Origin of the sequence: Moraxella sp. CTOTU48841 (assembly GCF_032061225.1) — a bacterium.
GTDB lineage: Bacteria > Pseudomonadota > Gammaproteobacteria > Pseudomonadales > Moraxellaceae > Faucicola > Faucicola cinerea.
Genome location: NZ_DAMBFQ010000004.1, coordinates 31,347 through 44,778, shown reverse-complemented (window position 1 = coordinate 44,778; position 13,432 = coordinate 31,347). Strand labels below are relative to the sequence as shown.

The 13,432-nt window shown below is 43.5% G+C and carries 10 protein-coding genes; 9 read left to right on the top strand and 1 reads right to left on the bottom strand.

Translation table 11 applies throughout. The features are described from left to right. Positions 1-25: 25 nt before the first annotated feature. From RT034_RS05820 to RT034_RS05790, 7 genes are all read left to right on the top strand, one after another. The gene (locus RT034_RS05820; RefSeq protein ID WP_313014891.1) at positions 26-940 is read left to right on the top strand and encodes a bestrophin family protein; all 915 of its coding nucleotides are present in this window, start codon (positions 26-28) and stop codon (positions 938-940) included. Between the two features lie 120 nt (positions 941-1,060). Then, the gene (purE, locus tag RT034_RS05815) at positions 1,061-1,615 is read left to right on the top strand and encodes a 5-(carboxyamino)imidazole ribonucleotide mutase (RefSeq protein WP_313014888.1); all 555 of its coding nucleotides are present in this window, start codon (positions 1,061-1,063) and stop codon (positions 1,613-1,615) included. A 9-nt stretch (positions 1,616-1,624) separates the two neighbouring features. After that, the gene (locus RT034_RS05810; protein WP_313014885.1) at positions 1,625-2,296 is read left to right on the top strand and encodes an HD domain-containing protein; all 672 of its coding nucleotides are present in this window, start codon (positions 1,625-1,627) and stop codon (positions 2,294-2,296) included. A 105-nt stretch (positions 2,297-2,401) separates the two neighbouring features. Further along, a complete protein-coding gene (locus RT034_RS05805; protein WP_313014883.1) occupies positions 2,402-5,347 on the top strand; it encodes a valine--tRNA ligase in 2,946 nt (981 codons plus the stop codon). A gap of 92 nt (positions 5,348-5,439) precedes the next feature. Next, positions 5,440-7,791: an SEC-C metal-binding domain-containing protein gene (locus RT034_RS05800; RefSeq protein WP_313014881.1), complete on the top strand. Its 2,352-nt coding sequence runs from the start codon at positions 5,440-5,442 to the stop codon at positions 7,789-7,791. Positions 7,792-7,804: 13 nt separating this feature from the next. Beyond that, complete coding sequence (locus RT034_RS05795) at positions 7,805-8,095, top strand: hypothetical protein (protein WP_096488488.1); 291 nt, start codon at positions 7,805-7,807, stop codon at positions 8,093-8,095. Beyond that, positions 8,082-8,462, top strand: coding sequence for a PIN domain-containing protein (locus RT034_RS05790; protein WP_096488489.1), 381 nt, complete (start codon positions 8,082-8,084; stop codon positions 8,460-8,462). Before RT034_RS05795 ends, RT034_RS05790 begins: the two co-directional genes overlap by 14 nt. Positions 8,463-8,504: 42 nt before the next feature. On the opposite strand, the gene polA is transcribed toward RT034_RS05790, so the two are convergent. Further along, positions 8,505-11,351, bottom strand: coding sequence for a DNA polymerase I (polA, locus tag RT034_RS05785; protein ID WP_313014875.1), 2,847 nt, complete (start codon positions 11,349-11,351; stop codon positions 8,505-8,507). A gap of 336 nt (positions 11,352-11,687) precedes the next feature. Here polA and RT034_RS05780 point away from each other — a divergent pair, with 336 nt between their 5' ends. Both RT034_RS05780 and RT034_RS05775 read left to right on the top strand, forming a co-directional pair. Further along, positions 11,688-12,503: a thioesterase family protein gene (locus tag RT034_RS05780; RefSeq protein WP_313014873.1), complete on the top strand. Its 816-nt coding sequence runs from the start codon at positions 11,688-11,690 to the stop codon at positions 12,501-12,503. Between the two features lie 22 nt (positions 12,504-12,525). After that, positions 12,526-13,179 carry a methyltransferase domain-containing protein gene (locus RT034_RS05775; RefSeq protein WP_313014871.1) on the top strand — a complete coding sequence of 218 codons (654 nt, stop codon included), beginning with the start codon at positions 12,526-12,528 and terminating at the stop codon, positions 13,177-13,179. Positions 13,180-13,432: the final 253 nt, after the last annotated feature.

The window sequence follows — 13,432 nt, the reverse complement described above, 5'->3', positions numbered from 1 at the left end:
AGCAAAAAATTAAGATGAGTTAGGTATGATTCGACGTCCGATTGAGCCGCTAAAGATGCTGTTTGTGATGCAAGGCTCGTATTTTAAACGGCTGATTGTGCCACAAGTTTTGTTGTTTATTTTCTCCTTTTTCATCTATTTTTATCAAACCCATATCGCTACCGAGCCTGTACCGCTCAATCCTTCGGTGTTTGCGATACTCGGTATCTCTCTTGCGATTTTCCACGGGTTTTGTAATAACGCAGCGTATGACAGGTTTTGGGAAGGGCGCAAGCTGTGGGGCACGCTGGTTTGGCTAAGCCGCAATATTGCACGCCAAGTGGTGACACTGCCCAATGTCAGTATGGCGGAAAAACAAGCCTTTATCCGTCATCAAATCGCTTTTGTGCACAGTCTACGCCAGCAGCTACGGGCTGAGGATAATACCGCAAATCTGCAGCGGCTATTAACCGTTGAAGAACAGCAAGCCGTAGTTGGGCAAAACTTTATTGCGTTACGCTTGACCCAAATCATGGGGCAGATGCTCGCCAACTGGCAAGCCGAGCAAAAAATCGATGTTTGGCAGTGGCAAAGCTTGGATACCACCTTGGGGGAGATTGCCCATATCCAAGCGGGCTGTGAACGCATTAATAACACACCGATTCCGTATGCCTATTTTGTGCTGCTGCATCGCACTGTGTATCTGTATTGCTTTATGCTACCGTTTGGACTCGGCAATGCGATTGGCTGGGTAACGCCATTTGTAGTCAGTTTTGTTGGCTACACCTTTATGGCACTCAATGAAATCGTCGATGAAATCAGCGAGCCGTTTGGTACGGGGGAAAACGAATTGCCCCTAGGGATGATGTGCGATACGATTGAGACGCAGCTGGCAATGCTCAGTCATCAACAATTTGCCCCTGAACAAAAGCCGCGAGTACCCGCCAATGTGGTGATATAGTTGCCGCATAGATTTTGATTTTCAAGGGTAAAAAATCATGCTATATTAAGTTTTAACCGTGCATTTCATGCACGTTTTTTTATTTTAAGTCCGTCAATTTTTTGGCAAAAGGAATTTTCCATGTCAGCAAGTCAGCCAAACGCCCAGACACACCAGCTACCACCACCCATCCCATCGCCACAAGGTCAAGCCAAAGTCGGTATCATTATGGGTAGTCAATCTGACTGGGAAACCATGCAAAACGCCGCGCAAATGTTAGCGGATTTTGGGGTGCCATTTGAGTGTGAAGTGGTATCGGCACATCGCACCCCTGATAGATTGTTTGACTATGCCAAAACTGCCAAAGCTCGCGGACTGTCTGTGATTATCGCAGGGGCAGGCGGCGCGGCGCATCTGCCAGGGATGTGTGCGTCTCAGACGGATTTGCCTGTGCTTGGTGTACCTGTCAAATCCTCCATCCTAAGTGGTTGGGATAGTTTGCTATCCATCGTGCAAATGCCCAAAGGGGTGGCGGTGGGTACGCTTGCCATCGGGGCAGCGGGTGCGGCAAATGCAGGGCTGCTGGCAGCGCAAATTTTGGCGATTGGTGATAGCACGCTTGCGCAAAAAATCAGTGATTTTCGCGCCAAACAAACCCAAACAATTTTGGCGAATCCCTTACCAGGCGTGATGTGATAATGAGCGATGAAAACCGCATTTGCTAAGCTATTACAAGTCTATGAAATTGATCATCAAACTATTGCTGACTGCTGGCAAAACATAGTCACTCACTACCAGCAGCCTCACCGCCATTATCACACGCTTCACCATATTCAGGCGTTATTAGAACAGTTTGACGGGATAAAAGATCAGCTAAAGCAACCTGAAAGCGTGCTATTGGCGATTTTTTACCACGATGTTATCTATCAAACCCAAGGCAAACCAGCCATGAGCAACGAACGCCAAAGCGCGGCGTATTTTATCGCCGAATTGGGCGGTTTTTTGCCAATAGACTTGCAAAATCGGGTTGTTGAATTGATTATCGCCACCGAAAAACACGAACTTGCCGACACGAACGACAGCGATATGGCGTATTTTTTGGATATGGATTTGCGTATTTTGGGGCAGAGTGACTTGGTTTATCAAGCCTATTGCCAACAAATTCGCCTTGAATATCAACATGTTGCCAAGGTCTTGTACAATTTTTCTCGTAAAAAAGCCTTAAAAAGGTTTTTGGATAGAAAGCGGCTGTATTTTACCGAACGATTTTCTACACAGTATGAGCAGCAAGCAAGGCAGAATATTAAGAGCGAAATCAAGACATTAACGTTATTTTATTTTTACCATTTTGAAGCAAGGCTTAATCAGTTGGGTTAAGCCTTTTTTTATCACCAAACATTTATAAAACTGCCTAGTTACGGTAAAATCCGTTAATTACCTTTTTGACATTCCTTTCTTTTTTATTGCAAAAGTTGACCATCTATGAGCACGCAACATCAAATCGCCCAAGCCTTAACATCTTTAGAAAACGCTTACAACCCAAGCGACGTCGAAAACGGCATGTACCAAGTGTGGGAAGACAAAGGCTACTTTCAGCCAAGCTATGATAAACAACAATCGTTTTCTATTGCGCTGCCACCGCCGAATGTCACAGGCTCACTGCACATGGGGCATGGCTTTAACAATGCCATCATGGACACGCTCACCCGCTATCACCGAATGCTGGGCGAAAATACTCTCTGGCAACCAGGTACCGACCACGCAGGGATTGCCACGCAAATGGTCGTTGAGCGTCAATTGAACGCCCAAGGCATCAAACGCCATGATTTAGGTCGTGAAAAATTCCTTGAAAAGATTTGGGAATGGAAAGCCGAGAGTGGTGGCAACATCACCCGCCAAATCCGCCGTCTAGGTAGCTCGGTGGACTGGAGCCGTGAGCGTTTTACCATGGATGATGGCTTGTCCAATGCCGTCAAAGAAGTGTTCGTGCGTCTGTACGAAGATGGACTGATTTATCGCGGTAAACGTCTAGTCAACTGGGATACTAAGCTACAAACTGCGTTATCCGACCTTGAGGTAGAAAACCATGATGAGAAAGGCTCACTGTGGCACTTTCGCTATTATTTGACCGATAAAAATGCCAAAACCCAAGACGGTAAAAATTACCTTGTCGTTGCCACCACCCGCCCAGAGACTTTGTTGGGTGATACTGCCGTTGCCGTGAACCCAGAAGACGCACGCTACCAGCATCTTATCGGGCAAACCGTGACGCTACCGATTACCGGTCGCATTGTGCCGATTGTGGGCGATGACAAAGCGGTGGACATGGAATTTGGCACAGGCTGTGTCAAAATCACCCCTGCCCATGACTTTAATGACTACGAAACAGGCAAACGCCACAATTTGCCGATGATTAATATCTTTGATAATTCAGCGAATATCTTGCCAGAGATGCAGATTTTTACTGATTTGCAAACCAAAGAGCCACAGCTTGAGACCACGCCTAGCGAGTATGCAGGACTTGAGCGGTTTGCCGCGCGTAAAAAAATGGTTGAGCAAAGCGAGGCTGAAGGCTGGCTTGAAGAAATCAAACCGCATGATTTAAAAGTGCCCAAAGGCGACCGCAGTAATACCATCGTTGAGCCGTGGCTCACTGACCAATGGTATGTATCCATCGAAAAACTGGCAAAACCTGCCATCGAGGCGGTGGAAGACGGGCGCACCGAGTTTGTACCTGCCCAGTACAAAAATATGTATATGGCGTGGATGCGTGATATCCAAGACTGGTGTATTAGCCGTCAGCTTTGGTGGGGGCACCGTATCCCTGCGTGGTACGATGACGAGGGCAATATCTATGTCGGGCGTGATGAAGCGGAAGTCCGCCAAAAATACCACCTTTCTGATAGCCTAGCGCTGCGCCAAGATAGCGATGTACTAGACACTTGGTTTAGCTCGGCATTGTGGACGTTTAGCACCCTTGATTGGACAGGTGAGCTAAACTTTGACGACTACAGCCAAGCACTCAAAACCTTCCACCCAACCAGCGTATTGGTCACAGGTTTTGACATCATTTTCTTCTGGGTTGCCCGTATGATGATGATGACCATGTACTTCATCAAAGACAAAGACGGCAACCCGCAAGTGCCGTTTAAGACAGTGTATGTGCATGGCTTAGTGCGTGATGGACAAGGGCAAAAAATGTCCAAATCCAAAGGCAACGTACTTGACCCGATTGACCTGATTGACGGCATTGATTTAGAAACCCTAGTCGCCAAACGCACCACAGGTCTTATGAACCCCAAAGACGCGCAAAAAATCGAAAAAGCCACGCGCAAAGAATTTGCCGACGGTATCCCTGCGTTTGGCACGGACGCGCTGCGCTTTACTTTTACTTCGCTTGCCAGTACGGGACGTGATATCAATTTTGACCTCAAGCGCATTGAAGGCAACCGCAATTTTTGTAATAAAATTTGGAACGCCACCCGTTTTGTGCTGATGAACTGTGTCGATAAGGAAGGCAATGCGCTAAACATCGACAAAACCGCCAATACTGCACTTTGGGAATTGCCAGAGCAGTGGATTATGAGCCGTCTAAATTCCACGGTGAAAGCCATCCATGAGCACATGAGCCAGTACCGTTTTGACTTGGTGAGCCAAGATATTTATGAGTTTATCTGGAATGAATACTGCGACTGGTATGTCGAGCTTGCCAAATCGAGCTTAAACGATGAATCGGTGAGTGCCGAGCGTAAAGCCCAAATCCGCTATGTGCTGCTCAACTGCCTTGAAGTCGCCATGCGCTTTAGCCATCCGATTATGCCGTATATCACCGAGAGCATTTGGCAGACCATTGCCCCTATCATCGATAAAAAAGCGACTGACAGTATCATGACTGCTGCCTTCCCAACAGCGGATGATAGCCTAATCAGCCTACAGACCGAGCATGACATGACGTGGCTACAAGCGCTGATTGGGGCGATTCGTAACATCCGCGGTGAGATGAAGCTTGGCAATGCGGTGCGTCTGCCTGTGCTACTTGACAACATCAGCGATGAGGAAACCGCGCGCCTAAGCCGTATTGAAAATCAGTTTAAATCGCTTGCCAAAGTCGATACGCTGACTATTGTGAATGCGGGTGACGGTTCTGATAAAGAGTTACCGTTGTCGTCATCGAGTATGGTCGGTCAGTTAAAAGTGCTAGTGCCGATGAAAGGCTTGATTGACCCAACGGCGGAGCTTAATCGCCTTGCCAAAGCGCAAGAAAAACTTACCAAACAAGCGGAAAATCTGCGTAGTAAGCTTGCGAATGAATCATTTGTGAGCAAAGCCCCTGCCAATGTGGTGGAAAGCGAGAAAGCGAAACTTGCTGAGATGGATACGCAACTGGCGGAAATGCATAAGCAAATTGAGCAGTTAAAGGCGATTTAACAATTGATTAGATAACAGAAATCCTATCAAAAGATAGGATTTTTATTCTTATGGTAGCTAAATGATAGAGTATTCAATATTTGGAGTTTTTCATGTTCGTAAAAATACCACAGCAAAAAGATGAACTCAAAGAAAGTATTGAAAAAATTTCAAAGCAATCAAAAAAGCAAGGCAAGGTGTCTCAACAATCCCAAGCTGACTACCAAGAGAAAATTATTGAAAGGATAAAAGAAAATATTGGTGAATTTGAGAATGGGCTTCAGAAGCTAATAAAGAACTTACTGGATATATTATTAAATTTTGCACCAAGCCAAATTTTAGAAGCATTTGCCACAAAATACTCATTGTCAACAGCAGAATTTTTTACAAGTAACAATCATAAGGATGATTTAAAACTTGTTAAGTTAGATTATATTTTAAGCCTAATGACATCATTTTCTGATGTTGATTTTGGGAAAAATGAATTTGCGTATGAAAAATTTGAAGAAGCCCAAGAAATTCTAGAAAAGATACTCATGCAATCTATGTTCTATCTTATGTTTACTAGTGAACATAAAGGAGAGTTGAGTGAGGTTAAATTTGTACAGACTTTACATCATATGGTTGTTAGAGGAGATTCTTACAGTATTCATAAAGTTCAAATGTGTAGAGAATTATTTACACAATATGATGATGTTTTAAAATCAAAATTTAGCTTAACGGCAAATCAATTAATAGATATTTTTATAGAAGTTGCCGAGATACCTTTGAAAAGATTAGAAATCCAAAAAAACTACTATCTTGAAGTAAAAAAAGCTCATAAAGAATTTGTTTCAACTATGGATTCTTTGCCAAATGAAGAAAAAATGGATTTTTTCAGAAACTATAAAGATTCCGAAATGAGAAATTCCACAGTTAAAGAATTAGAAAGGATTTATGAAGAAACAGAGGTCGAATTCGGAAGTTCCTTGTTCAATATAGTTAAAAATAAATTACCTAATGAAATTTTGGAAACCTTATCGATTAGATTAGGCGAAAATACTGATTTTAAACAAGGAAAAATTGCTTATTTTCTTAATAATGATACGCAGATTTATGACAAACCATTTATAAAGCTTGGAGAGGAATATCATTGTTATAATTCTCCAGTAATCTATTATAAGTTACAAAACTTATTAGAAAACATTTTACTTAATACGATACCAGCTAATAAACACCAAAAACTTTATTTTGCAAAGAAAGGTGAATATCTTGAAGAAAAATCCTTAGAGCTATTAGAAAGCGTTTTACCTAATTCTAAGATTTTTAAAAATTTAAAGTATGGAGTTAATTTTGAAGTGGATGGAATTGTTATATTTGATGATAATATATTTATTGTTGAATCTAAGAGCAATAAATTCACTATCGGAGCGAAAAAAGGTAATATTGAAAAAATTAAGACGGATACTAAAAATATCGTGGAGAAAGCTTACCAACAAGCTACAAGAGCAAAAAAATTTATCCTAGAAAATAATGTTTCCGAATTCAAAGATAAAAATGGAAAAGTTGTTCTTAAGTTAGAAAAAAAAGATTTTAATAACATATATTTGATAAATACTACTTTAGAGCCATTAAATCGATTATCTACTGATTTGAGCTCTTTAAAAAGTTTTGGTTTTCTACAGGAAGATGAGTGGATTTGGTCAGTTTATTTAAATGACTTGCGAGTAATATGTGAAATTTTAGATTCACCAAGCGAGTTTTTATTATATGTTAATAGACGAATTAAATATAACAATTTTCCACAAGTTAAAATGGCTGATGAGTTAGACGTATTTGGATATTTTTTAGAAAGGGGTTTATATTTTGATGATATCGAGTTTCCAAAATCTAACTTCATGTTAACTATTGACCATAGTTATGCTCATGATGTTGACTTATATTATTATTGGAAAGAAGGAAGTATATTTAAGGAGATTAAAAAACCTTCATTATATGGAAAAATGAAAAATATCAAGTATTTGGTTAAAGATATAGAAAATCTCAATAAAAGCGGAGCTACAAGGCTTGGTAAAATACTTTTAAACTTTGATGGTAATACTCAGGATTTTATTCATCAGCAAATTAAATTGATGAAAGAGTATAGAAGAAGTGATTTCCATATACCTATCTCAGATGAAAACATAGGCATTTATTTTATTCAACAGAAATTATCTGAGATAAGAAATGTTAAAGAGATGTGTGAAATTTATGCTTATGAAAGAAAAATAAATCATTGGTATGTAGTGGTTATAGGGGTAGATGGTTTAGTCGATTTCAATCAATTAAAGTTTAATAATGATTATAATGAAAGACTTGAAAATGAAGTTAAAGAGCTTCGTCAATTTCGTTTCGAGCAAGTAGCTGATATAGGTAAAAAGATAGGTAGAAATGACGTTTGTCCATGTGGAAGTGGCAAAAAATATAAAAAATGTTGTTTAAAATAAGAGGTCAAGAAAAATGATAAACCAATCCTTACATTTTGAAATCACAGGCAATGACGCAACTCGACTCATTCAAGCCTGCCAACAGCTTGGCATACAACCTGCCCAAGCCTTTCAACGGTTTGTCGCCCAACTATCCGCCAACGCCGACAAAGAACCAACGACAACCGAGCCAACCCCTGAACAAATCCGAGCCAAAAAACTCGCTCGTGCGGGCGGACTTGCCCAATACGCTAATCCAGACCTAATCCCACTTGAAGACCAAGCTGTCACAATGGCACTAAAGGCGAAATATGGTACTCATTGATACAAATATTTTGCTTAGATTCATCTTGCAAGACCATGCCGAACTCAGCAAAAAGGCTAACCAAATAATCGCTGATAATAGGGTTACCTGTCTAAACTCAGTCGTTTATGAAGCCATTCACGTTTTACAAAATGTCTATGGTATAGACCGTTTAATCGTAGCGAATGAAATCCAATCGCTATTTATCGATGACATTATCGAAAGCGATGATAAAGCCTTATCAATCAAGGCATTAAAGGTATTTAAAGAAACCAAGATGGATTTTATGGATTGTTTATTAATCGCGTATGACATACTTTATCAACATCAAATTTTCTCATTTGATAAAAAGGTTAATAACTACCTAAAACGACATCATCAAAATTAAAAAACCCGCAAAATCTGTGGGTTTTCTTTTACCTTTTAAAAATCAATGAGCTTCATCCCAATTATCGCCAATGCCTACTTCAACGACGAGCGGCACCGCAAAATCCACATCCCAGCCTTTTTCCTTAGCGGTTTTTGACAACACATCTTGCATGGCGTTCTTTATAAGTTTAGCGATTTCATCGACTTTGTCTTCATCGGCTTCAAACACCAGCTCATCATGCACCTGTAGTAGCATTTTGGCATGGTCTCGGGGCAATACCTCATTCACCGCAATCATGGCAAGTTTGATGATATCGGCAGCACTGCCTTGTAGTGGCGCATTAATCGCCGCGCGTTCTGCCGCTTGGCGCACGCCGCGGTTGGGGTGCTGCATATCGGGGGTAAATAGCTTACGCCCCAAAATCGTGGTGATATAGCCTTGGTTTTGAGCAGCCGTGCGGGTGGCTTGCATATAGGCACGTACCGTAGGGTAGCGGGCGAAGTATAGTTTGATATAGTCTTGTGCTTGCTGGCGAGTAAAGCCCAACTGCTTGGCAAGCCCAAATTCACTCATGCCGTAGAGTAGCCCAAAGTTGACCGCTTTGGCTTGGCGGCGTTCTTCACTCGTTACATCATCAAACGCCTTGCCCAAAATCTCAGCGGCGGTGGCGCGGTGAATGTCATGCCCTTCCTGAAACGCGCGGATTAGCACAGGGTCATTGGCAAAGTGTGCCATCAGCCGAAGCTCGATTTGCGAATAGTCTGCCGATAGCACCTTGCGACCTTTAGGGGCAATAAACGCGCCACGAATCAACCGCCCAGTATCGGTGCGAATCGGGATATTTTGCAAATTCGGCTCAGTCGATGACAACCGTCCTGTGGTCGTCAACGCTTGATGATAACTGGTATGCACACGGTCATTGCTGTCTGCCACATTTGCCAACGCGTCGGTGTAGGTGCTTTTAAGCTTGGACAGACTGCGATGCTCAAGCACGGTTTCAATGAGCGGATGGTCGATGGTGGCAAGCACCGCTTCACTGGTGGAGTATTGCCCGGTTTTGGTTTTTTTACCGCCTGTAATGCCTAAACGGTCAAATAGCACTTCACCCAACTGCTTTGGACTGGCAAGGTTAAAGGTTTCGCCCGCTTGCGCAAAGGCGACTGTTTCAAGTGCTTGGATTTTTTCATCAAAGCGCGCGGACAATTCCCCTAAAAACGCTTTATTAAGCAAAATTCCATCATGCTCCATTTGGCACAGGATTTGGGCAACGGGGATTTCTAGTTCATGGAGCAGGTTGGCGTTGTTCGGTTCGGCGTTGAGTTTTTCGCTAAACAGTTCAAATAGCTGATAGGTGATATCGGCGTCTTCGCAGGCGTAGTCACTTGCCACGGTTAAAGGGACTTTGTCAAAGGTGATTTGCTTGGCGCCTTTGCCTGCCACATCTTCAAAGGTGATGGTTTGGGTGTGTAGATAGTGGCGCGCCAAGTCGTCCATGCCATGGCGGGTAGCAACGGCATTAATCACATAGCTGGCAAGCATGGTGTCCATTGCCCAGTTGCTCGGCTCGTTGATTAAGTCGATATCATAATTTGCCAAAATATGCGCGTCGTATTTTAAGTGCTGACCGATTTTGCCGATTTGTGGATTTTGCAAAATCGGTTTTAACTGCGCTAAAACATCCTCACGGGCAAGTTGTTCAATCCGATTGCCCATCTCATCAACGTGGGCAACAGGTACATAATAAGCTTCATGCGCTTGCAGCGCAAACGACAAGCCGACCAGCTCGGCATGTTGCCAATTCACATCGGTGGTTTCGGTATCAATGACAAAATGCTTTGATGCGCCAAGGCGTTGGATTAACGTATCAAAATCGGCTTGGGTAGTGACAGTGTGCCACTGCTTGTTGGCAGTATTCTTGCTATCTTGGCTAGTCTTAATCGCTTCCACCACAGCATTTTGAGCAGGCTCAGCGGCTTTAAAATTGCCGTTATTTGATGGGTGAAACGGATGATTGAGCGACGCTATTTCACTTTTAAATTCCAGTTCGGTAAAAATTGCGCGTTTTTCTGCTATGTTAAAACTTGGGTCAGTCGGTAGTCGCAAAGTCTCCCAGTCAGGCACGATATCAAGGTCGGTGATAATGGTCGCCAAGCGTTTATCCAGCGCGATGCTGTCGGTGCTTTGCAAAAAGGTTTGTTGTTGCTTGCCTTTTAACTGGTCGACATTGGCAAGGATATTGTCAATGCTGTCGTATTGCTCAAGCAGTTTTTGTGCGGTTTTTGCGCCGATGCCTGCGACACCTTTGATACCATCTGATGCGTCGCCCATGAGGGTAAGATAGTCGATGATTTGACGAGGCTCGACGCCAAATTTTTCTTTGACCCCCGCGATGTCATAGCGTTTGTCATCAAAGCTATTTTCCACGATGACGCAGGGATTGACCAGTTGGCACATATCTTTGTCACCTGTGGAGATGATGACATGATGACCTTCTAGGCAAGCACGGTGGGCGAGTGTACCGATGATGTCGTCAGCTTCTACACCTTCAATCGCAAGGATCGGTATGCCCATCGCTTGTATCATCTTGTGAATGTAAGGGATTTGCTCGGCAAGTTCGGCGGGCATTTCTGGGCGGTCGCCTTTATAAATGGGGGAAAGCTTGTGGCGAAAGGTGGGCGCTTTGGTATCGAATGCCACCGCCATGTGCGTCGGGCGGTATTTTTCCATCAGTTTTTTGAGGGCGTTGAGCGTGCCGCGGATGGAATTGGTGTGCAAGCCTTGGGTGGTTTGCATGGTGACAGGCAAGGCGTGAAAATTGCGGAACATATAATACGAGCCGTCCACCAAGATAAACGGCGGCTTGTCGGTATTAATGTGATCGGTATCAAGTAGGGCAGTTGCAGTCATAGGATTACTTATCTTTATGTTGTTAAAATATGGTGTCAAAATATAGGGAAAAATTTTATATTATCCGCGTATTATACTGGCTTTTTACGGCTAATCGTTAAGCATTTCAAACTCATCGATTGGCAGAAGGTGGATAGATTTTGGCAGATGCCAATCGGGTGTATGCTAAGCAAGTGCGAAGTTTGGCGGATTGCCATGGTGGGAACTTTGCAAAAATTCCACCAATAGCCGATAGCCAATGTGCTACAATTTTTTAGCAATTTTAGGCGGTTTACCAATTTTTAGTCACAACCAATTTGTATGCATAACCAATTTCTAGGCACAAAAGGGAACTTTATGGGCAATACCTATTACACACTGCTTGACCGCACGATGACCGATGATATCACTACATCAAACTACCGCTGCAATATCCACTGCCAAGGCGCATGGAATGACAACGAACAACACATGGCGGCAGCGACAGGACTGTTGGCTTACGAGCTTGAAAAATTCAAACCGCGCAGTGATATGCGTATCGGGCGCATCAGTCTAGATATTTTTGGGCTGATTCATTTTGGCGATGTTAGCGTGACCACCCACATCATCCGCCCGGGTCGCACTATCGAACTGGTCGAAACCACCATGGCAGCCAATGGCAAAACCTGTATCGTTGCCCGCGCGTGGCGTGTGCAAACCAGCGATACATCAGAGATTGCTGGGCTGGAAGATGAGCGAATCGGTCATCCAGAAAGCTACCCGAACTGGGACGGTATGAAGCATTGGGGCGGTGGCTATATTGACAGTATTTATCTCAAAGCTGACCCCGACAACCGCCAAGGCGATGGCATCGTGTGGATCAATACCGATATCGACATGGTCGAAGAAAACGGTCAAGCAAAGCCCACATCTGACTTTGTGCATTTGATGGGTATGGTCGATACCGCCAATGGCGTGGTACCGCGTATTCACCAACCCAATACCATTGAATGGTTTTTCCCCAATTTAGATTTGCAAATCCATCTGCACCGTATGCCTGTTGGGCGTTGGCTGGGACTTGAGACCGTGCAACAATTTGGGGGCGATGGCGTGGGTCTGACCAGTAGCGTGCTGCATGACGCACACGGCGCGTTTGGTCGTAGCGAGCAAATTTTAACCATTCGAAAAGCCTAAAAAACTATCAGGAGCAGCAATCATGGAAGATAACAACACACTAACTGAACACTCGGTCAACGACGCCGAATTTTGGCAAAAACGCTATGACGGTGGCTATACTGGGTGGGATATCGGTAAAGTTTCGCCACCCCTGCAAGCCTATATCGAGCATTTACTCGACAACGGCGTCAGTAAATCAGCACAGATTTTAATCCCCGGGGCGGGCAACGCCTACGAAGCAGGCTATCTTCACGAACAAGGTTTTAGCCATGTTTATGTGGTGGATTTTGCTAGGCTGCCTTTGGATAATTTTGCCAAGCGCTATCCCAGTTTTCCCAAAGCGCACCTGCTACAAGCGGATTTTTTTGGCTTAGACCCTGCGCAGTATCAGTTTGATTATATTATTGAGCAGACGTTTTTTTGCGCGATTGACCCTAGTAGACGCAGCGATTATGCCAAGCAAATGCAAAAGCTCCTCAAACCCACGGGTAAATTGGTGGGCTTGTTGCTAGATAAGCATTTTGAAAGCAGTCCACCGTTTGGTGGCGACAAGCAAGAATATGAAACATTATTTCAGCAGTTTTTCACCATTGATAAACTGGCGCCTTGCTATAATTCAATTAAGCCCAGACAGGGCAGCGAATTATTTTTTATCCTGAGCCAAAAGAAGGTAGAGGACGCAGGTATCCCCTAAGCGTTAAACTACTAATTGTTAAACTACTACTCATAACCTTACCATTTCTTTGACGATGAAGCAGGTGGGAAAGAAACCGTGTTTTGAATCGCGGGAAATTAATGGCTTTGAGCGCATCTTGACCTGAGCGCACGTCACTGCCCAAGAAAATCCGCAGCTAGGGGCATGGCGCTGATGATAAAAAAATTTGCCAAGACATAATGAATTAAATTTTTAATATTATGCCAATAATCTATATTGGCTTTTCAGCTTT